This window comes from Rhodopirellula sp. J20-39 (assembly GCF_057365095.1).
In genome coordinates this window covers 1,079,604-1,101,544 of record NZ_CP195123.1, presented here as the reverse complement: position 1 = coordinate 1,101,544, position 21,941 = coordinate 1,079,604, and the positions used below count along the sequence as shown (strand labels likewise).

The following is a 21,941-nucleotide window of genomic DNA, read 5'->3' as shown; positions in this document are numbered from 1 at the left end:
GTTGTGATCGCGACACGCTATCCTCTATTGTCTGCTGTCGACATCGGGAAAGCAAATTCAGACGACGGCATCCACCTCGATCGCTGCAACCCCGATCGCATTCACCTCCACAGCGTCCAGCTCCAAGACCACATGCGGCCCTCACTCGTACCCCTCCTGATTTGCTGTTTGCTGGTGTGGACTGGCTTGCTGGTTGTGTGCGGCATCACCGGTCGAATTCAGCCTCATCTGGTATCCGATACTCCCAGCTACCAAAATTATTCCTTCGCGACCGCCGAAGATCTCTGTACTCAAATTCGCACACCCGGATACCCCGCGATCCTGCGTACTGGATCGCTTTTCTTTGGCGACAAGGAACGAACCCTTCAAGCCATTGTGGTTATGCAAATTGGATTGCATGCCATCGCAGTTTGCCTGTGGTATTTCGAACTCATTCAGTGGGGTGTCTCGAAACGTGTCGCTGCGGTTGGATGCGTGGCACTTGCGGTGACCAACACGTTCTGGGATCACGTCAGCACCATCGCGACGGATGCTCCGGCGATGTCGCTAAGTGTGATCATGGTGGCATTGGTCGCAAAGAGCTGGCGACTGGGCAATCGACCCTGGCGTGCATTCGCGATCGGCGTCCTGGCAGCGTTCGTGATCGCTATCCGGCCAGCTTACCTGTTCCTAATCCCATGGCTGTTTTTGGCGATGTTGGTTCGGCCTTCTGAAGCCGCGTTCGTGCGTTTAGGCAAGCGATTCGTCGACGCGATTCTGGTGGTAGTACTGCCTACATGTGTGGTACTCGGCTGGTGTGCTTTTCGAGGTGCCGTTGTCAATGATTTTGGTCCGCTGCCGTTTGGTCATCAAAACATGGCGGCAGTGACAACCCAGTTACTCGATGCGGACGAATTATCGGCGTTACCTGGAACAAGCGGTGAACTGGGTCAGGCGATTGCCAAGGCTCGTCGTGAACTTTACGGAATTGAAGCGCGTGCCGACGCTACAATGACCATCGACAGCCGATGGGATGACATGACTTATCGAGTCGTCATTCCGGCTACTGAAGAGACGATCTCGGGCGACATCGTCGATCAACACCAAGCTCTCACCAAACTGGACCGTGACATCGTCCTTGCGTATCCGTTGCGATATCTGAAGTGGTGCATTTTGGCGTTCCGGCGTGGCGTGTGGGGATCGTTTGCAAACTTCGCCATGCATCCGGTCTATTTCCCGTGCCTGATCGGATTCGCCGGATGGGTAATGTACCGGGCGACTCGTCACAGCGCCCCCCAGGTCGTGAACTGGTCACCGCTGAAGCCACTCTTCCTGATCGCGGTTAGCTACGCCGTCATGAAGATTGGCTTCGTTGCTTTGACGAGTCCACCGGTGGGCCGATTTTCCGATGCGGCGATGGTATTCGTCCCAATGAGCATCACCGCGCTGATCGTGACCCTGGCTAGTTCGCAAGACAATCAAGCGGCCGACGGATCGGACCGGACCTAAGTCACCAGTTCCGGTTCGGAAGTGTCTGTCGATCGGGTTTCCTTCAACCCGGTATCGTCTCGGGTGTAACCCAGCACATCGTGCAACCGCGAAAACTTGTTAACGCCGGTACTGAATTCAATTTCCCGACCAGTGAACTGGCACGGATGCTGATATCCGCACGCATACGAAAGTGCCAACAACTCTTTGCGGAAACTTTGAATAAACCTCGCCATCCGCTTCGATTTGTCTTCGACGTTAAGGCCAGCTTGCAGCCAGCGATTTTGGGTTGCAATGCCAGCGGGACAGTGCCCGGTGTGACACTTCAGGGCCTGGATGCATCCGATCGCCATCATTGATTCGCGAGCGATCTGGATTGCATCACACCCCATCGCAAAGGCGACGACCGCACGATCAGGAAAGCCCAATTTCCCGCTTCCAATCCAGACGATGTCCCGCGAAATGCCTTCGTCTTGGAAGATCTGGTAAACACGGGCGAACCCGATTTTGAATGGCAACGAAACGTGGTCGGCAAACGCAAGCGGTGCCGCACCGGTGCCGCCCTCGCCACCATCGATCGTAATGAAATCGGCACCTTCGCCGCGTTGTCGCATCCGGGTGGCCAGCTTACGCCAAAACCCGGTTGCCCCAACGGCGCTCTTGATTCCCACAGGAAGCCCCGTTCGTTCGGCCAATCGCTCGATCCAATCGATCAACTCATCGACCGTATCAAACTCCGAGTGCGCGTTCGGAGAGATGCAATCAATGCCGAGCGGAATGTCGCGTGTCGCCGCGATCTCGGCGGTCACTTTGACCCCCGGCAAAATCCCGCCCTTGCCTGGCTTGGCTCCTTGGGACAACTTGATTTCGATGCATCGGATGTGGTTATTCTCTTCCACCCGCCGAGCAACCACGTCCATCGAGAATCGACCATCGCCGTTGCGGGCTCCAAAATAGCCGGTACCGATTTGCCACATCAAATCCGCACCTCGACAATGGTATTTGCTGACGCCGCCTTCACCGGTGTTGTGAAAACATCCCGCAGCCATAGCCCCCAAGTTCATCGCCTCGACCGCATTGGCACTAAGCGAACCGAAGGACATCGCTGAGATATTGACGACCGATTGCGGTTGATACGGTCGGCGGCGTTGGCGGACCGTTCCCATCGTTTTCAGACAGGGAATGTAGGTCTTGTCCTTATGGGCGTATTCCGCTTTGTGTTCTGGGAACGGAAACGCGGCATGTTTGATAATCGGATAACCGATGCTGTAGAGTTGTTCGGTGGTGCCGAAGCCGAAGTTGTTGTTCTGCCCTTTCGAAGACGCATAGATCCAACTGCGTTCGTCGCGGTTGAACGGCATTTCCTCCTTGTCGTTGGCAACCCAGTACTGACGCATTTCGGGGCCGATCATTTCCAGCCAATATCGAATGTTGCCGATGATTGGAAAGTTGTGTTTGATCGCATGCTTCTTTTGAATGAACACATCATAGATAAAGACAAGCACACCCAGTGCGGCGATCACACCGAACGCCGCCAAGATCCAGTGGTTCGCGAGCACAGTAAGCATGGAATCAATCTCGAAGCAGGAACGATCGCTGACTTCCGTCTATCTTAGCACTGCGTCGTCAACCGATGGGGCGAACGAGCGTTCGCCAGGTAAAGTCGCACCACCGTCATGAGTCGACGCAAACACCCCCAAAGTGTCCATCACGCGGCTTTCGATTGGGTTCAACTTGTCATCGGTAGGCAATGGGCGAACGGCGGGGAAGTCGGTAAACTCTGGGCATGAATAACCCAATTAAACTTGCCGTTCACGGCGCGGCCGGCCGCATGGGCCAACGCGTTGTCGCTCTCGCCACCGCTCCGGTTGAAATCACCAATCCCAACGAGTCGGGCAACTCGCCACGATTCGATGTTATCGCCGCAATCGATCACCCCGACCATCCTAGGATTGGGCAGGACGCGGGATTGGTCGCTGGGGTCGGCGAACTGAAAACGCCGCTGACCTCGTGCTGGCCGGAAATCGCGGACGTCGTTATCGACTTCTCGCTACCCGAAGCAATCGAAGGCTGTGTGCATGCATGTGTCACCAAAAAGCTTCCGTTGGTTGTTGCGACGACCGGGCTGAGTGAAGCCCAAAAAGATCAATTGAAGGAAGCCGCTAAGACCATCCCGATTGTGTGGGCCCCCAGCATGTCGTTGGCGGTGAACCTTTCGATGCGGGTCGCCGCACAAATTACATCGGCACTGAAAGACGTCGCCGGCGGCGTGGACATCGAGATTCTGGAACGACACCACCGTTTCAAAGCCGATGCCCCCAGTGGAACAGCATTGAAGTTTGGTGAACTGATTGCCGACGCAATGGACGGTGAAGTGAACCACGTCCACGGGCGTGAAGGACATACCGGACAACGCACGCGGAATGAAATCGGTTACCACGCCATTCGCGTCGGTGATAACCCTGGCGAACACACGATTGTTTTCGGGATGCTCGGCGAACGAATCGAACTGAACGTCGCGGCGAGTAATCGTGATTGCTACGCATCGGGCGCGTTGGCCGCTGCACGCTGGTTATGTGGTGCTGACGACGGTCAAACCAAACCGGTTGGCATGTACAACATGTTCGACGTACTCGGCATGAGCGACGAAGCCGAATGAGCGTTGGCCCATCGACTGTAACCGTCGGGGCTGGCAAGCGAATTCACTTGGGCATTTCTACATGTCCCAATGACACGTTCGCCTTCGCCGCACTCTTGGAAGACCGGGTCGATACGCTCGGCTTCGAATTCGTCATCGACTTGTTGGACATTGATGAACTGAACCAAGGTCTTGCCGGTGGGCGATTCGATGTTTTGAAGGCTAGCTTTCATGCGGCCTTATATCACACCACTGAAACCGTTGTCTTGCCGGTCGGTTCAGCGATCGGATTTGGAGTCGGCCCGTTGCTATTGGCATCCAAGCCAAATAGCCGCCCCGAGTCCGCCGATCAACTTGCGTTGTGCCCTGGCGAACACACGACCGCCAAGCTGCTTTGGGATCTCTTTCATGCCGACACCGCCCGCGTCGAGCATGTTGTCTTTTCGCAAATCATGCCGCGTTTGGCCGACGGCACCGCTGATTTCGGCGTTTGCATCCACGAAGGCCGGTTCACGTACGAGCAATCCGGCCTGTACTGCGTCGAAGATCTAGGTGAACGCTGGGAAGCAACGACCCAGTGCCCCTTGCCGCTGGGGGGGCTGCTGATGCGAACCCAGCATTCCAATGCCACGATCAGGCAAGTATCCAATGTGATCACCAAGTCACTTGCCGTAGCCAGACAGACCCCCGAATCGGCTTTGCCAGCGATGCGTCGCTATGCCCAATCAATGGACGATGCCGTGCTGATGAAACACGTTGAACTGTACGTGAACACCTGGACAGAATCCTTAGAGGGCGCCGGAGCCGAATCACTAAAAAAGTTGTCCGAACTGGCGAAAAATGCTGGTAAGGTTGGTGACAATACGCCTGATCTACGCATTTTAGAGATATAGGCAGCGTGCCCGGATCAACGGGCACATTCCAGCAACGGACACTTACCCGTAATTTTGTTGCCAGAATTTCAGGCAAGAACTAGTCTGGAGCCTAAATGGATTGCCTTTTCTTCTCTTTTCTTCCCGATGCACGGCCGCATGGACCCCTCTTCTTCCATCCGACCTGAAGGATCGACGGTGCACCGCGCCGCTTCGACCGGTGGCGGCATGCCTGATGACTCACGGGAAGAGCCGCCGAAAGAGCCCTTAGCTGAGCCATCGTTTTCACAGCCTCAGCACGAGCTTGAAGGTGCTGAAACGGTCATTCGTCAAGGTTTCTTTGATGACATGATGTCCGGTGGTTCATCGCGAAACATCGATGCTCGCGACACCGCCGGTTCAAACAGCGACGGCCGAGGCTCCAGCCGTTCCCACACCGGATCCCGCTCCGGTGCAGCAGGCTCGGGCGATCGGGCAGCCGACCTGGCGATGCACCAAACTCCGGCTTCGCTGACCCGCGACCTCCAGGGCGAACGCCTCAATCATTTCGAGTTGCTCGAACAGATTGGCGGCGGCGGAATGGGCGCGGTCTTCCGAGCTCGCGATGAACGACTTGGCCGTATCGTGGCCGTGAAGGTTGTTCCGTTTGCGGCCGGTGACCCCGACCTACAACGACGCTTTCGAAACGAAGCCCAAAGCGCCGCCAAGCTCGACCATCCGCTGATCGCGCGAGTCTTCGAAGTCGGCAACGATGGTCCCTGGTACTACATTGTCTTCGAATACATCGATGGCAGCAACATTCGCGACATCGTGACCCAAGACGGTCCGCTGTCGCTCGACGACGCCGTTTACTACACGTGCCAAGTTGCCGAAGCGATTGGACACGCTTCGCGCCGAGGCATCGTGCACCGCGACATCAAGCCATCCAATGTCGTTGTGACGGATGACAGTTCGATCAAGTTGGTCGACATGGGTCTCGCAAGATCAGAGAACTTCGACACCAGCGAAGACTTAACCGCCAGCGGCGTGACACTGGGAACGTTCGATTACATTTCACCCGAACAAGCCCACGATCCTCGCCTAGCGGACATCCGCAGCGACCTTTACTCCCTGGGCTGCACGTTCTACTTCATGCTGACGGGGTCACCACCGTTCCCCGGTGGCACGATGCTGCAAAAGCTATTGAACCATGGCAACGCAGCAATCCCAGACATTCGCGATCACCGCGCCGGCACCAGCGAAGATCTCAACGCGATCCTGCAAAAGATGCTGGCCAAGCAGCCCGATCAACGATACCAGGACTCCCACGTCTTGATCGCTGACTTGCGTGAACTGGCACTTCGAGAAGACCTTCCGCGAAGCCGCGGCGTCAACGCGGTCATGATCGAAAACGATCGAGTGCTTTTCCCCTTGGCACGCAAACACCTGCCTTGGATTGTCGCCGCGTCTCTATTGCTTTTCAGCGTCATCGGCTTAGAAATTTTCGCGTGGCCTAAACGCGAAGACTTCCGCTCCAAGCTGACAGCCATTCCTAGCACTGCGATGGAATCGCTGCCTGTGTCGTCGCCAAAGAATCCATCGTTGCCAGGATCCAACCAATCAACTTCGCCGGCGGCCACCAAAGACGGCGCAACACTTCGGTTTCCCCCTCAATCCGACACACCCCAAGACTGGCTTTTCGGCCCCAATTCAGCCAACCCAACGGACGACTTCAGCACCTCGTCCCAAAACCCAGAGCTACTTAACAACATACGAACAGGCAATCGCAATGCGAGCGATTTGCCAACATCCACCGTGCCTTTGGATTCCAACAATCCAAGACTTCCCGGTGGCACATCCACTTCCACGACACCGAATCTGGGCAATCCGAACTTGGGGAACATGGGACTAGGAAACTCTGGCGTCGGTAGCGCTGGCACTGGAGCAGGCGGCCCCGGCGTGGATAGCGCCGGTGTGGGCGGACCGATCTTGTTGCCGGGCGGCCTCACTACTGGCACTGCACCGACGGGTCCCGCTGGTTCTTTACCGTCGGAACCTTCCGCTCGCAGCGGTTCCTCTAGCGGAGCCATTGCTTCTGATCCGCCCGCCTTGATCGCGCTTCCAGAAACACCAAATCTCGGGTCGAATACTGCGTCAAGTTCGCCCTCCGGTGACACAGTAGGTGGTGATCGCCGGCCGGCCAATGCTCCACGGCGACTGCCCAGTGACCCACCGAGCCTAGGCGGATTCCCATTTCCAATCGATTCAACTACCGGCCGAACCGGCACCAGCTCATCACCTGGAATCCTGCCGCCGGCGCCTAGCATACTTCCCGGCAACCGAACTGCTCCGGACGACAACAGCGGCAGCGCAGTTGCAGCAATGCTCCGCGGCGATGCTGATCCTCTGCCATCAACAGACACCCTGTCCCCGCGAAACACCGGGGCAGGATCCTCCGCCTTGCCCACACCGAAACTTAACGAAGCGAACGGGAGCACCGTCTTCTTACCGGCGGGCATCGACCCTCGATTGATCCGCGTCCTGTCAACGGAATCTCTGCGTGATCCCGCGACCCAACGGCAAGCTCAAAGCAACCAGGTCGCGTTGGTGACCACCCTGCAAGATGCAGTTGAACTGGCAAGACGCACCGAACTGGAACGCATCGAGATCGACACTCCCGTTCTCTACAGCTATCCGGTTGTGATCGACCAAGACGACCTGGTCATCACGTCGTCGGTTCCCGGCGGAACAGCAATCATCTTTCGCTCAAGCGAAAAGTCGGACATGCAACGCAGCGATATGCTCAAGATCGGGTCCAACCGAATCGAGTTAGTGGACCTGCACTGTTATTGGTCCGTGCCGGTCACTGAAACCGACGGTGGTTCACTCATTTCACTGGCCGCCAACCGTCAAGTTCTACTGACCGACTGCTCGATTACGATCGACAACCCATCACGCCGCGACGAGATCTTTGCGTTCAATGTCACAACCGAACCCTCGCGAAACGTGCGTGCCATAGGCTCGTTCAACGACACCAGCAGTTTTGGCGAAGCCACGTTGAACGCCGCTAGTTCCGAAAGCGATCCTTTGCCTTTGGTTTCGATTGAGCTCTACAACGTCGTGGTTCGTGGACAGATATCAATGTTACGAATGGACGTGGCCGCGGAGCTGCAACTGCTTTGGGAAAACGGTCTCTTGGCGGTTTCAGGGCGAATGCTGGAAACCGGCGGTTCGATCAAACGCCAACAACCCAAGTCAGGATCGATCCGCCTATCATTACAGCGGCTAACCTCTTACACACCGCAAGGCTTGATACGGATGCGTCTGGGTGGCTCTGCCGCTTACCCAGTGGAAATCGAGCGACGGGCTGAAGAAAGCGTCTTCGTCGTCGATCCAGGAATCCCGCATGTTGAAATCACGGGCACCTTGCCTCAAGAACGGGAAAGCAATTGGCTACGCATCCGAGGCGCCTCCAATGCTTATGAAACGGACACCACGCTGAGCGACCCCCTATTGGTGGTCCGGGATGAATTCGGACAAACCCGAACGGTCACCATGAACGATTTGGTAACAGATGAACCCACCTGGGCCGACGACCGTACGCCCCGCTGGGTGGTCCGTTGGTCCGATCCGTTGCCGGAATCCATTCCAACGAGTCAAATGATTCCGGCTGATTTCCGTCAAGATGGTTCATTGTTTGCTGGATTCCAAGAAAGAAACTTGCCGAAAATGCCCATGCAGCGAATATTTGACATTCCCCCCTCTGAGTGACTTTAATAGGGCACTCGGAAAAATCGTACGAAAACGTTCCGAATCCTCGCCTAGTTACCCACCCCGACCTCCACTTAGGAAAACTCGATGAAACGTATGGCTCTCGTGATGGGCATTCTTGCCTGCATGGCAACTCCTTCGTTCGCAATTAGCGAATTTGGCAAGCAATTCAAAGCTCAGATTTTGGAGTCCGATGCCTCGGAGGACTATAAAAAATCGGTAAAGAAAGCCGGCTGCTACGTTTGCCATGTCAAAGGTAAGAAAAAAGACGAAGCACGGAACGAATACGGCGAAGCCGTAAACAAGTTCCTCAAAGGTGAGGATTTCCCGAAAGACTACATCAAGGCCAGCCCCGAAGAAGCCAAGGCTAAGATCCTTGAAGGATTCAAGAAGGCCAACGAACTGAAGAGCAAAGACGGCCAAACCTTCGGCGACAAGATCAAGAAGGAAGAACTTCCAGCCACCGACGCTGGACTCTAATCGCGAACTTACGTTCGTTTAGATGAATCAACCCGAAGGGCCTCACCGCTCTTCGGGTTTTTTCGTACACCGAGACCATCCAATGCCGAATCCTAACTGCCCCAACCACAGTCACCGGAAAATCTACCGCTTCGATGCAATTCGCACTGCGTTTCGATTGCTGAAGTCGTCATGACCGCCCCCACGTCGAATCGCACCATCCATCTGGCGGAACTACCCGGTTGCCAGCCGTACACCCACCATCGCGTGATGCGAGTTAGGCAGGCGTTCGACCAATTCACTTTGATTGAATTCTTAAGTCACTATCACCCACCGACACAACGAACGGCCTGGGAACGCTGGATCGATAACGCCGAGATCACCTTGGATGGCCAGCGTGTTTCAGCGAATCAAGTTGTCATAGCCGGTCAACGATTCAAACAAACCACCCCTAATGTCGTCGAACCACCAGTGGCCCGTCGCATTAACATCTTGCACGAAGACGAGTGGCTCGTCGTCGTCGACAAACCTGCGCCCATGGCCGTCCATCCAAGCGGTCGCTTCAATCGCAATACATTGACGGAATTGCTGAAGCCGTACTTCCCCGGCGAAACGCTGCGGGTAGCCCACCGGCTCGACGCCAATACCCAAGGCGTGATGGTGCTATGCCGAACTCGCCAGGCGGCGGCGTTGGTTCAGCCGCAATTCGAACAACGATTGGTGACGAAGCATTACATCGCCCAGGTAGCGAGAACTCCAAAGTGGCAACAACACGCATGCCACCTTGCGATCGGTAAAGCCGCCGAAAACGGTGGCGTGTCGGATACCAAAGGTGCTCGAATCAGCGACCCAGCCGGACAACCCGCACACACCGATTTCGAAGTCATTGAACGTCTGGAAAACGGTGAAGCACTGATCCAAGCATCGCCCATTACCGGCCGGACCAATCAAATCCGAGTCCACCTGTGGGCACTCGGCCATCCGATTATCGGCGACCCGCTGTACTTGCCCGACGGCCGATTGGGATCACAACAAACCTTAAGCGTGGATGATCCGTGCATGAGGCTACGTGCTCAACGACTGACGATTCGCCACCCTCGCGATGGCGAACCCGTCACTTACGAAAGCCGTGCGACGTTTTCGTGATGCCTTCGGCGGCGATCGAATCGATCAACGACCGGTCATTGATCTAGGCCGCCTTTTATTCAGGCAGCCCTTCAAACGCGGCCGTGATCAAATCAGCTTGTTCTAACTTGTGTGCGGCCATGCTTCCCGTACTCGGGCTAGCCGACTCAGCACGAGTTGCTTTGCTCAAGCGGAACTGTTCATTCAGCTCATCACCGAACTTCAGCTTCATGTAAGGCCAAGCACCCATGTTGGCTGGCTCGTCTTGCACCCAGCGAATCTCAGTTCCATTGGGCAATCCTTCCAGCGTCGCCATCAGCTCGTCCAAAGCCAGCGGATAGAGCTGCTCAACACGCATGATCGGCACGTTCTCGATCCCGAGATCCTGACGATGCTTCAGCAGGTCGTAATAGATCTTGCCTGTACAGAACAACAAACGCCGCGCATTTTCGAGCGGCACTTTGCGATCCGGCAAGATCTTTTGGAAGCTACCTCCGGCAACAATCTCAAGCGGACTGGTCACTTCGGCGTGTCGCAACAAGCTTTTCGGCGTCAACGCAATCAGCGGCTTACGCCACTTCCGAATCACCTGTCGCCGCAGCATGTGGAACAGCTGAGCCGGCGTCGTTGGTTGGCAGATCTGAATATTGTCTTCGGCAGCCATCGCCAAGAAGCGTTCCACCCGAGCACTGCAGTGCTCCGGCCCCTGACCTTCAAAACCGTGAGGCAACAACATCGTCAAACCAGACAAGCGATCCCACTTGTCTTCCGCACTGGCGATGAATTGATCGACGATCACTTGGGCCACGTTCCAGAAGTCACCGAACTGGGCCTCCCACACGCAAAGCCCATTAGGACAATCCAGGGAATACCCATACTCGAAGCCCAACACACCCGCTTCACTGAGCGGGCTGTTGTAAAGTTCCAAACGAGCTTGGCCTTCACCCAAGTTTTGCAACGGCGTGTAGGTCTCGCCATTCTTAACGTCGTGAAGTACCGCATGCCGGTGACTGAACGTCCCCCGCTGGCAATCTTGCCCGGTCATCCGAATCGGATGTCCTTCGTCCAACAACGATGCAAACGCTGCGGCTTCGGCGGCTGCCCAATCCAGCGGCCGTTTGCCCTCGGCCATTTCACGACGCTGGGCCATCGGTCGCTTCAGCTTCTTGTGTTGCGAGAACCCTTCGGGCAATCGAGTCAGCGAATCGAGCAACTCGCTGAGTTTCTCGACCTCGACGGTCGTGTCGGTGACTTCGGTTGGTTCTTTCCCGCCGAAATACTCCAACCAATTTGCGGCCAGTGTTTGCGTATCCGGAACGAAGGCTTCGTTCTTACTGGCTTCGAACTCCGTCTCCAGCTTCGCGGTCCGCTCTTTACTGATCTGCTCGGCTTCCTCTTCGGTAATCTTGCCCAACTTGAGCAGTCGATTGAGGTATTGTTGGCGAACACCGGGGCGACGATCAATTTCAGCGTACATTTTCGGCTGGGTGAATCGCGGCTCGTCCCCTTCGTTGTGCCCCCATCGGCGATAAGCGTAGAGGTCAATGACCACGTCACGCTGGAATTCCTTACGGAAGTCCATCGCCAAAGAAACAACTTGAGCCACCGCCTCGGGATCTTCCCCGTTGACGTGGAAAATCGGAATCTGCAGCATCTTCGCCACGTCGGTCGCGTAGGTCGTGCTGCGACCTTCTTGTGGTTCCGTGGTGAATCCGACCTGGTTGTTGATCACCACATGCAGCGTGCCGCCGGTTCGATAACCGGGCAATTCGCTTAGGTTCAATGTTTCCTGGACGATCCCTTCACCCGCGAATGCCGCGTCTCCGTGAATCAGGATTGTCATCACTTCTTTCCGAGCGGCGTCTTCTCGGTTGTCCTGCTTGCATCGCGTTCGTCCCTGCGCGACCGTGTTCACAAATTCCAAGTGACTTGGATTAAAACACAACGAGATGTGCAGCGTGTCGCCCGACGCGGTCAACCAATCGCTGCTGTAGCCAAGGTGATAACGCACATCACCGCCGCCACGGCTCAACTCGGGCGTTGGGTCGTCAAACGACCAAAAGATGTTCATCGCCCGCTTTTTCAGAATGTTCGCCATCACATTCAAACGACCGCGGTGAGCCATGCCCATCACGACCTCTTGAACTTTGTGCTGGCCCGCTTTCTCCAACGCCAAATCCAACAGCGGGATCAAACTTTCGGCACCCTCGAGCGAGAACGTCTTGGCACCGACGAATTTGCGCCGCACGAATTCTTCGAAGATACTCGCGTCAGCCAGCCGCGTATAAAGCCGGCGTTGTCGTTCGTGTGACAGATCCAGACGGTTTTCCGTCGTTTCCATCCGTCGCTGTAGCCAATCGCGGATATTGCGATTGTCGATGTGCATGAACTGGGCACCGATCGAGCGACAATAAGTTTGTTGCAGCTTTTTCAGAATTACATCGAGCGTGCTGCCGGATACGTTTTCCAGAATGCTGCTGTCGAACGGGCGAGCCAAATCCTGATCGCTCAGCCCATGACTTTGCGGCGACAGTTCAGGACACGCGTGCTCGAACAGTCCCAACGGGTCCAAATTCGCGATCAGGTGACCACGGACACGGTATTCTCGCACCAGTTGATCGATCCGGTCCTGAATCCGCGCCAACCAAAGAGCTTGGTCAACGTTTTGGTCACCGGTACTGCCCACGGGCAGAGGTCCAGAAGCTGTGCCGTTTCCTTTGGCAGCACCTGCACCGCCACCTACTGGGCCTGAACCGCCCACTGGACCGGACGAGCGGGTACGAGACGACCCTGCGGTCACCCCCGCATTGCCCGCAGCGGTGGTCTGAATTGGCGCGCACAGCCCCCACCAGGAACTGTTCGAAATACTGTCGCCAAGTTTCCGATACGCTCGACGGATCTCGCACATATTGCACATACAGATCGTCGATATAATCCAACGAGTAACTATTCATGAGCGTGGCAGCGGTCCGACCGGCAAATGCCGACAGCTGAAGAGGTCAATGGAGTGCCGCGGGAACGTATGCGAGCATGGAGACGATTACTTTAAGGAACAGGGAGCTAGGTGGGTAGACAAGACTGGGTGAACTTTTTCGGCTTTCTCGTTACCCTCTGTGTTCATCACGTGGCGGCGCGTGTTCACCACCTGAATACGCACTCAGGGACGGCTTTCGTTCCCTCAATTCACCGCTTGCTTTACAAAAAAACTCGTTTCCAGAAATAAAACCGGAATCATGGCCGTATTGATTCAGCTCCGCGATGCTCACAAGAGCTTCGGCGACCAAATCCTCCTCGACGGAGCCGATGTGAGCCTGGTCGATGACGTCAAAGTTGGATTTGTCGGCCGCAACGGTGCCGGCAAGTCGACTCTGCTACGCGTCCTACTCGGCGAAGAAGAAGTCGAAAAAGGCGAAGTGATCCACCACCCGTCACTTCGAATCGGCTATCTGCGGCAACATGATCCATTCCAAGAGGGTGAATCTGCCCTCGATTTCCTGATGCGAGACAGCGGTGCGCCGGATTGGCGATGCGGCCAAGTCGCTGGCCAGTTCGAATTGAAGGGGGAATACCTCGAAGGCCCCGTGAAGGCTCTGTCGGGCGGTTGGCAAACTCGGGTCAAGCTGGCGGCATTGCTGCTGCACGACCCCAATTTGCTGATGCTGGACGAACCGACCAACTTCCTGGATTTGCGGACCCAAATTTTGCTGGAACACTTCCTGCGTGATTTTGGCAAAGCCGCCCTGATCGTCAGTCACGATCGTGCCTTCCTAAAAGCCACCTGCAGCCAAACGCTCGAATTGGCCAAGGGGCAACTGACCATGTTCCCAGGTCGGATCAACGAATTCATTGAGTTTCGCGAAGAACGCCGCGAACACGATCGCCGCGTCAACGCAACCGTCATCGCCAAACAGAAACAGCTCAAACAGTTCATCGACAAGAACCGCGCCAACGCATCCACCGCCAGCCAAGCCCGCAGTAAAGCGAAGCAACTCGAAAAGCTGCAAACTGTTGAACTGGAAACGGACGAACCCACCGTCAACATTCGCGCCCCGCGGGTCAAGCCTCGCCAAGGCACCGCGGTTCGTTGCGAAGGCATGTCGATCGGCTACCCCGCGACCTCCGATGGCAAGCCCGAACACATTGTCGCCACCGATATCTCGCTGGAGATCGAACACGGCCAACGCGCCGCGATCGTCGGTGACAACGGACAAGGTAAGACGACCATGCTGCGAACTTTGGTCCACTCACTCGAGCCCATGGCGGGCAACATGAAGTGGGGCCATGGGATCGAACTAGGCACCTATGCCCAACACGTCTACACCAGCCTCGATGAACGGCAAACGATTCTCGAACACCTCGAGATGGCATCCGACCCGGACACCACTCGGCAAGACGTCTTGGCGATGGCGGGTGCATTGCTGTTCCGCGACGAAGCCATCCAAAAGAAAGTCAAAGTGCTTAGCGGTGGCGAACGAGCACGCGTGTGCATGGCCAGCCTCTTGCTGGGTACCGCCAACGTGTTGGTCTTAGACGAACCGGGTAACCACCTCGACGTTGAAACCGTCGACGCGTTAGCCGAAGCGTTGCGGCTTTACAAAGGCACCGTGATCTTCACCAGCCACGATCGACACTTTATGGCCCGCGTGGCCACCAACGTGATCGAAGTCCGTGACGGACGAGTTCGAAATTACTTCGGTAGCTACGACAGCTATTGCGAAGCGGTTGAAAAAGAAGTCGATGATGGCGAACGCATTCGCAACGCAGCCGCTGGAACGCCCAGCGGAAAAGCACCCGCAAAAGCTTCCGGGGGTGATGGACGCAAACAACATCGCGACCAACGCAAAACCGGCAAAGAACTTCGAACGCTCGAACGCAAGATTGCCAAACTGGACGAAGAAAAGCGTGAAGTGAACGCGAAATTGCTAACCGAAACCAATCCCGACGAAGCGGTTCGATTGCATGACCAAGTCAAAGCGATCGAAGTCGAACTCAGTGAAACGGAAGAACGCTGGCTTGAACTCAGCGATTTCTAGATAGCGGTTTTCAAATAATGATCCCGAAGCGGTGACACCTCTCAAGCCATTCACCGCCACTGATCCCACCTGTCGTGTTTGCATCTCACACTTTCCTTAAAACGCCTCGACCATGAAACCTTCCGACCTGCACACATTCGCTTCCCTAGACGAACTCTCCACCACCGTCGCCGACGCCTTTTGCGACTTGGCTTCCGAAGCGATCTCTGAACGCGGCATCTTCCGCGTCTCGCTTTCCGGAGGATCCACACCAAAGCGACTTTACGAATTGCTGGCCAAACGCGATCTCGACTGGGATCATATCTACTGGTTCTGGGGCGACGAACGTAACGTGCCGCATGACCACGAGGATTCAAATTACCGCATGGTGTGCGAAGCTTTGCTCAACCATTTGCCTGAAAACCACGTCCACGCGCACCCGGTTCCTGTCGATCCAAACGACCCCGCCGAAACCGCACGGCAATACGAAGCCGTTCTTCGCGACGCGTTCGCCGGACAGCCAACGCCGCAATGGGACCTCTCTCTGCTAGGCATGGGCGATGACGCGCATACCGCTTCGCTGTTCCCCCAAACCAAGGCAATTCACGAGCAACAACGATGGTTTGTCGAAAACTTCGTCGACAAATTTGACGCCTATCGGTACACGCTAACCGCACCGGCCATCAATTCGTCCCGCCAGAAATGGTTCTTGATCGGCGGTGCCAATAAGCAAGATGCACTCGACCAAGTTTGGAACCATGACCGACAAGTCGAAACGATCCCGTCCCAACTGATTGAGTCACCAACTTGGTACATCAGTCAAGAAGCGATGCCCGCCTAACCTGGCTATGACTGTTTTGCTGCCTGGCTGATCGCTGGATCCGTCCGTCATCAAAAGATGAGCTGCCAAATTTCACGTAGCAACCAAGCGATCAGCAAAAACAAACCTGCAAACACGGCGATAATGACCGCCAAAATCGCTGCAATCACAGGCCAGGATCGACCGGTGTGTTTGCCTTCTTCGTAATACTCTCGCATCAAAGCGAGATTACGAGTGTTCGCTTTGAAAAACAAATCGAACACATTCCCCGCCACTGGAACTGTGCCGACGATGGCATCAACGATCACGTTGCCCAACATTCGAACTACCAATCGGAAGCTGGCACCATTTTTCGCCATTGTCGCGATCAGCAGACCGGACATCATTAAGCTGATTCCGTCACCCGCACCGGGTAATAAACCCAACAAGAAGTCGCCACCAAAGCGGATCTTCGTTCCTGGAATATGAAACTTGGTGTCCAACAAGTCAGTGAACCGGTCCACCCATCGCATTGGCGGCAACACAACCTTGTTGGCTGGATGCAGCCCGGGTACCGAATGGGATTCGCTAGACTTCAAAGCAAAAGACCTTCAAGAAATTGACAGCGAGACAAGTACTTGGCAGCCCGCCTTTACTTGGCAACCCGCCCTGTCGCTTCGTCGACCACCTGAAGATCAATCTTACCGAAACCACTAGGCAGCCCGTGCCACCGTCTTCGTCGCATGCATCTCGTCAACAACGGCACAAACATGCTCTACGCCAATCGCCCGCATCGCGCGATTGTCTGCGGCCCGTCGATGCCGTCGACTTCCCGATTCGTACTGCAACTGCAGTGCCACTTGCCCATAGGGACCGCTATCACCGGGCTTAGTCGCACCATACAAACCAATCGTCTTGGTCCCAACGGCAACGGACATATGCAGCGGCCCCGTATCACCACTGATAAACAAGTCCGCTGTTTTGATTAGCGCGGCGAGCGTTTTCAGTGACGTATCGGGTGCAAGCGAGACCGTTCCCTCGGAAAGCTCGACAATTTGCTCCGCCATCAACCGCTCTTCGAAGGTGCCCCAAACGACCAAACTGTGATAACCATAGCGATCCGCCAGATAACGTGCTGTGGACGCAAATCGATCAGGCTCCCAAAGCTTTGATGCCCAAGCACCACCCGGATTTAAAATCGCTACCTTCGATGACTTAATTTTGGATCGGAAATCATTCGCCCATTTTAGATCTGACTTTTCAATCGGCAATTCCCACTGAATCTTGGGATGGTGGATTCCCAACGGCGTGAGCAATTCCAACGCTCGATCCGTTTGGTGATGAAAGACCGGCGAGACCTTTTCGTTGTTGAGCATACCGCTCCAATCAAAAAAGTGCTTTCCACTGAATCCAATCCGCCGCGACGCACCACTCAGGTAGCACGCCAACGAAGAGCGAACACTGCCCTGGCAATCGATGGTGAGATCAAACTGCAAGTCTCGCAGGTGCTTTCGCGTTTCGGTCATCGATGACAACGATCGGTACCACCCCGATCGCAATTCAATGACCGTATCGAGAGCACGATGATGCTGAACGACGGGCACCACCTTCGACTCGACCGCCCAGCCGATGAAGGCGTCGGGGAAAGCTTCGCGAATGCAGCACACCACTGGCATGGTCAAAATTGCATCACCGATCGCACTAAGCCGAGAAACCAAAATCCGCGGTGCTTCCATCGGCGGCGCATCGGTGTCCCCTCGAAAGACCGACAAGCTAGGCGAAGATTTATCTTTAATCGACATTCGAGTGAATCTCCCGATACGTTCGTGCCAGCACCAATTGCACTGGCCCCTCATCTGTTGCCCTGGCGACGCGAGCAAAGGCGGCAGCTTTTAAACCGACCGCTCCTACCTACGCGACGTTCCAGGTTTCCCCTCGATAAAGAAAGCGAACCGGCGAGGTCTAGCTCAATCCGGATGCCACCGTCCGTTTGGCCCTGGTTAACTGATTTTCTCCACAATTCGAACGACGCTGAAGACGATAACATCGGATCGATATTGACAGTTTGGCTAACCAATTCGTATCCCCGGATCATCGGCGGATGATGTTGTTCGCTTAGATTCCGTTTCAAACACACCTCAAACTGTCGCGAACCGAACCATGGCGTTTTCCACCCTATTCGTTGAAGCCCAACGCAATCAAATGACCGCTCGCCATCCTCGACTCACCCGCTGCCTTGCCGCCGGTGTGTTGCTGCTAGGTACATCCGTGGGCTGCGGACAAAAAGAAGTCGCTAACAACGCACCGGCAACCGCCACCGCTCAACTCGCTCCCGCTGGCTCAGCCGAAGACGCCGAAGCCGTTGTCAGTCAGTTTCTCGATCGAATCCGTCGTGGGGGCGAAAACCATGACGCGATGTCGCTGCTAACCGACCGAGCACAAGCCGAACTGAAACGAGTTGGCCAAGTCGTCCAACCGATCGGATCGCCAGACGCCCGTTTCACCGTCACACGCAGCACCCCAATGCCCGTAGACCCAGCGGCCGGAACGAACGCCGCCAGCGGTCGCCTGGTTCACTGCATCTGGAGCGAACCTAACACGTCAGGTGACGCATCAGCCGCCGATGCATCCGAAAGCTATCAAGTCGTCTGGTCCGTCGTGATGCAAGGCGGCGAGTACAAAATTTCCGGTCTGATCCTCGAAATGGAACCTAATCAACCACCATTGGTTCTGGATTTCGAGAACGGCGACCTGATGGCTCAAGTGCTCGGAGGCCAACCTGAGGCTCGAACCGCACAAGGCCCGAATTCCACAGGCCCGAACGCGACAACACCAAGCGCCGCACGCTGATCCGGATAATTCCGCGATTTTTGAGCCCGCTGTTTGGACGTCCCAACGCCTTTACAGCGGTTTACCGCGGACGTGAAACAGCCGTGGTGCGACCAGGCCCCGCCAACCCGGGAACCACAGGCGCCCTTAAGTGGACCAAAAGACGCCATTCCTACCCTTAGGCGACTTGCCGGCCCGCTATAGGGACGGGTACACCCGTCCAAGTGCGTCCGGTCAGATCGAGTTCCTCCCCGACATGCCTAGTTGGAAGTTGTAATTTTGGGAACTCTAGGCAATTGACATCGGGTGACCTGGAGTTACTGTAACCCCGAACTCAACTCAGGCGGCAAAATCTCCGCAAATCCCCTTTTCTCACATTCGCATGGAGAGGGAACTGAGAATCGAGTTGGGAGCTGCGACAGCGTGTTGCGACTCCTAGTGAATCGAATCACAGGGGTGGACGGAATACACCTTTTTTAATTAGGTGTGCGAATACGGATCGCACCGAACACTCCGAACCTTTTGGGAGATGTACATGAATCGGAATTTGGTGAAAGGAACGGCCGCCTTCGCATTGGTCTTAGGCGCTTCGTTAATCTTCAGTGGTGCTGCTCAAGCCGGTGGTTGTGGTGGCGGCTTGTTCAGCAAGTTGTTCTCCAAGAACTGTGCTGGCGCTTCGTCGGGCGGCCTCTTCTCAGGTTTGAAGTCCCACGGTTGTGGTGGCGGCTTGCTTGCGAAGTTGAAGGCTAAGAAGGCTAGCTCATGCTGCGAACCAGTTTGCTGCGAACCAGCACCAGCTCCTTGCTGCGAACCAGCTCCAGAACCATGTGGTTGCGAAGCTGCTCCAGCTCCAGCCTGTGGTTGCGAAGCTGCACCAGCACCAGCTTGTGGCTGCGAAGCTGCTCCAGAACCAGCTTGCGGTTGCGAAGCTGCACCAGTTGCAGTCGAAGCAGCTCCTTGCTGCGGTGGCAGCGCTGCTCCAGTAATGGAAGGTTCCGTCATGGAATCGGCTCCAGTTAGCAGCGAAGGCTTCGAACTAGCTCCAGGCGAAACTTTGGTTCCTGGTAGCGTTTCGACCGGTGCTAGCGAAGCTGCTCCAGCAGCCGAAGCTGCCCCATCGGCTGGCGACGCTGTTCCTAGCAGCAGCGACCAAGCTCCTGCCGCTCCAGCTGCAGATCCTGCAGCAGACGCTGCCGCTGAAGAAGATGCTCCACCAGCACCTCCAGCTCCAACGCCAGATGCCAACACCGACATCTAGTCTGTGTTGAGTCTCTAGCGACTTAAATAAGAACCCTGTCTGATTCATCAGGCAGGGTTTTTTCATGCGCGGTTGAAATACCCCGAGCGAAAATGCGCCACTGAACACGCTAACAAACGCCGAAGAGCGAACCGGTCCAGCCCAGCAACGAGGGCCGCAATGAAACAAGCGTTCTGGCTCAAACCAGCCCAAACCGAGACAAAGCAACCATCAAACGCGTGAAGACCGCCGCGTGACCGCTTCCAGCCCGCCTGCTATTTCCACGTCTTCAGATCTGACCTAGAGATCCGATGCCAAACAGTGGCGGTTTGCCATGCTGATGCCACTGACGATGGCCCCGACGATGCCAACAAAGCCTTGATCGGTTCCGCACAGAAAGACGTTCGGCAAGTGCGTTGCGCCATCGAGCTGCTTATCGGGCGCACCATACACAGCACCGTTATCGTGCCAGGTGAAGCGACGAATCGTCTTGGGTGTAAAGACGTCTGTATCGATCACATTGGATCGAAAATCGGGCATGAATCGAACCGCCGATGCAACCGCCGAATCGTACTGCGTGATCTTCTGGGCTTGATATTGAGCCTCGGGAAGCTCACACCAACGATCGTGGTTTGCCAGCGTCGTGATCCGCACAATGCCGTCGGGCAATTGCCCTTCGTCATTGTCGTAGATGTAATTGTTCGGACTGCAAATCACACCGGTCCGTGCGTCACACAACGAGTCATCAGGTCGCTTCCAGTGGAAGTTTTCCGAATCGTTATAGAAGACAATCGTGCGATCGAAACCCAATTCCTTTGGATCCCGATCCAGCACACTAATGGACTCGATAAACGACAGCTTGCCGGCTTTGGCAACCTCGGGTGTCGTGATGTCGTCACACATCCGCATGGTTTCAATGTTGCCCGCGGACGACAGAATACGCTTCCCTTGAATCTCCGTTCCGTCATCAAGAACGACACCAACGGCCCGCCCGTTGTCGACGTGAATGTTTGACACACCGTGACGAAGCTTGAGTTCGCCGCCGAGACCGCGAAACTTCCGCACCAGGTTCTTCAAAATGACGCGGACACCCTTATACGGACGGCCGAAGCCTTCCAAATAACAGGCGCGGAACATGATGCAGAACTGGCCGAAGTCCATGTCGTTTTCACGAGCGTTGCCGTACCACATCAGCGGACAAATCAACATCTCGATCAACAAGGGATCGGTCAGATGCTCCGCCATCACTTCACGGGCACTGCGCATGAAGTCAGGGGCTCCCCCATCCATGTCGGAGTAGTCCAACAACGATGCACACAACGACCGGAAACCGTCGATCTGATCCGGGAACCGCTTCGTGATTTCGCTCTCGAGCATTTCAATATCGTTATTGAAGTCAAGCGAAACGCCGGGAAATCGAATCGACGAGCCGATCTGTTCGGCCAACTTGAAATCTTCCCAACCAAAACGGAGCTGCCGGATTAGCTTGGCCAGCGGGCCCCGCTTGTCGCCCTTGCGAGCAAAGTTGGTCATCGCATGCAGCCCGACGTCGTAATCGCGGCCGCCCATGCGGTAGAACGAATTCAATCCACCAATCGTGTAGTGGCGTTCGAGAATACAGACACGTTGGTCAAAGTGCGCCAGCCGAATTCCGGCCGCCAAACCGCTCATTCCCGCGCCAATGATGATGGTGTCGTACATATAAGCGATCAGCAAAAAGGGCCACAGGACCCCAGTGAACCGTCACTGTGGT

Annotated in this window: 16 protein-coding genes and 1 pseudogene; 10 read left to right on the top strand and 7 right to left on the bottom strand. The window is 55.7% G+C overall.

Annotated features, from left to right (window positions below):
* The first annotated feature begins 27 nt into the window (after nt 1–27).
* Nucleotides 28–1,488 (top strand): hypothetical protein, encoded by a 1,461-nt coding sequence (locus ACR3ZL_RS03825; RefSeq protein ID WP_473649218.1) that lies wholly within the window; start codon nt 28–30, stop codon nt 1,486–1,488.
* Here ACR3ZL_RS03825 and ACR3ZL_RS03820 read toward each other — a convergent pair.
* Both ACR3ZL_RS03820 and ACR3ZL_RS03815 read right to left on the bottom strand, forming a co-directional pair.
* A complete protein-coding gene (locus tag ACR3ZL_RS03820) occupies nt 1,485–3,035 on the bottom strand; it encodes an FMN-binding glutamate synthase family protein (RefSeq protein ID WP_486173217.1) in 1,551 nt (516 codons plus the stop codon). The two genes, ACR3ZL_RS03825 and ACR3ZL_RS03820, sit on opposite strands and share 4 nt — an antisense overlap.
* Nucleotides 3,036–3,074: 39 nt before the next feature.
* Nucleotides 3,075–3,266: a hypothetical protein gene (locus ACR3ZL_RS03815; protein WP_473649221.1), complete on the bottom strand. Its 192-nt coding sequence runs from the start codon at nt 3,264–3,266 to the stop codon at nt 3,075–3,077.
* A 32-nt stretch (nt 3,267–3,298) separates the two neighbouring features.
* Here ACR3ZL_RS03815 and dapB point away from each other — a divergent pair, with 32 nt between their 5' ends.
* The 5 genes from dapB to ACR3ZL_RS03790 all read left to right on the top strand — a co-directional run bounded on the left by dapB (nt 3,299) and on the right by ACR3ZL_RS03790 (nt 10,332).
* Nucleotides 3,299–4,126, top strand: a complete 828-nt coding sequence (dapB, locus tag ACR3ZL_RS03810) for a 4-hydroxy-tetrahydrodipicolinate reductase (RefSeq protein WP_473653407.1) — start codon at nt 3,299–3,301, stop codon at nt 4,124–4,126.
* On the top strand, nt 4,123–4,998 hold the full coding sequence (locus ACR3ZL_RS03805; protein WP_473649222.1) for a 1,4-dihydroxy-6-naphtoate synthase: 876 nt from the start codon (nt 4,123–4,125) through the stop codon (nt 4,996–4,998). The genes dapB and ACR3ZL_RS03805 overlap by 4 nt, the downstream gene beginning before the upstream one ends.
* 138 nt (nt 4,999–5,136) lie before the next feature.
* On the top strand, nt 5,137–8,727 hold the full coding sequence (locus ACR3ZL_RS03800; protein ID WP_486173216.1) for a protein kinase domain-containing protein: 3,591 nt from the start codon (nt 5,137–5,139) through the stop codon (nt 8,725–8,727).
* A gap of 87 nt (nt 8,728–8,814) precedes the next feature.
* Nucleotides 8,815–9,207, top strand: coding sequence for a hypothetical protein (locus ACR3ZL_RS03795; protein ID WP_473649224.1), 393 nt, complete (start codon nt 8,815–8,817; stop codon nt 9,205–9,207).
* 171 nt (nt 9,208–9,378) lie between these two features.
* Nucleotides 9,379–10,332: an RluA family pseudouridine synthase gene (locus ACR3ZL_RS03790; protein WP_473649225.1), complete on the top strand. Its 954-nt coding sequence runs from the start codon at nt 9,379–9,381 to the stop codon at nt 10,330–10,332.
* Nucleotides 10,333–10,390: 58 nt separating this feature from the next.
* Here ACR3ZL_RS03790 and ACR3ZL_RS03785 read toward each other — a convergent pair.
* Nucleotides 10,391–13,228, bottom strand: a pseudogene (locus ACR3ZL_RS03785) (hypothetical protein); the annotation flags it as partial.
* Nucleotides 13,229–13,544: 316 nt separating this feature from the next.
* On the opposite strand from ACR3ZL_RS03785, the gene ACR3ZL_RS03780 reads away from it, so the two are divergent.
* Both ACR3ZL_RS03780 and pgl read left to right on the top strand, forming a co-directional pair.
* Nucleotides 13,545–15,344 (top strand): ABC-F family ATP-binding cassette domain-containing protein, encoded by a 1,800-nt coding sequence (locus ACR3ZL_RS03780; RefSeq protein ID WP_473649226.1) that lies wholly within the window; start codon nt 13,545–13,547, stop codon nt 15,342–15,344.
* Nucleotides 15,345–15,456: 112 nt separating this feature from the next.
* Nucleotides 15,457–16,164, top strand: a complete 708-nt coding sequence (pgl, locus tag ACR3ZL_RS03775; protein WP_473649227.1) for a 6-phosphogluconolactonase — start codon at nt 15,457–15,459, stop codon at nt 16,162–16,164.
* A 50-nt stretch (nt 16,165–16,214) separates the two neighbouring features.
* Here the strand turns inward: pgl and ACR3ZL_RS03770 are convergent, their stop codons facing one another.
* Nucleotides 16,215–16,721, bottom strand: a complete 507-nt coding sequence (locus ACR3ZL_RS03770; protein ID WP_473649228.1) for a DUF4112 domain-containing protein — start codon at nt 16,719–16,721, stop codon at nt 16,215–16,217.
* A 114-nt stretch (nt 16,722–16,835) separates the two neighbouring features.
* Nucleotides 16,836–17,924: a glycosyltransferase family 9 protein gene (locus tag ACR3ZL_RS03765; RefSeq protein ID WP_473649229.1), complete on the bottom strand. Its 1,089-nt coding sequence runs from the start codon at nt 17,922–17,924 to the stop codon at nt 16,836–16,838.
* A 358-nt stretch (nt 17,925–18,282) separates the two neighbouring features.
* On the opposite strand from ACR3ZL_RS03765, the gene ACR3ZL_RS03760 reads away from it, so the two are divergent.
* Nucleotides 18,283–18,972: a hypothetical protein gene (locus tag ACR3ZL_RS03760; protein WP_473649230.1), complete on the top strand. Its 690-nt coding sequence runs from the start codon at nt 18,283–18,285 to the stop codon at nt 18,970–18,972.
* A gap of 734 nt (nt 18,973–19,706) precedes the next feature.
* On the opposite strand, the gene ACR3ZL_RS03755 is transcribed toward ACR3ZL_RS03760, so the two are convergent.
* Nucleotides 19,707–19,886, bottom strand: coding sequence for a hypothetical protein (locus ACR3ZL_RS03755; protein ID WP_473649231.1), 180 nt, complete (start codon nt 19,884–19,886; stop codon nt 19,707–19,709).
* 65 nt (nt 19,887–19,951) lie between these two features.
* Between ACR3ZL_RS03755 and ACR3ZL_RS03750 the strand changes: the two genes are divergently transcribed.
* Nucleotides 19,952–20,209: a hypothetical protein gene (locus ACR3ZL_RS03750; protein ID WP_473649232.1), complete on the top strand. Its 258-nt coding sequence runs from the start codon at nt 19,952–19,954 to the stop codon at nt 20,207–20,209.
* A gap of 279 nt (nt 20,210–20,488) precedes the next feature.
* Here ACR3ZL_RS03750 and ACR3ZL_RS03745 read toward each other — a convergent pair whose 3' ends face one another.
* Nucleotides 20,489–21,889, bottom strand: coding sequence for a phytoene desaturase family protein (locus ACR3ZL_RS03745; RefSeq protein ID WP_486173215.1), 1,401 nt, complete (start codon nt 21,887–21,889; stop codon nt 20,489–20,491).
* Nucleotides 21,890–21,941: the final 52 nt, after the last annotated feature.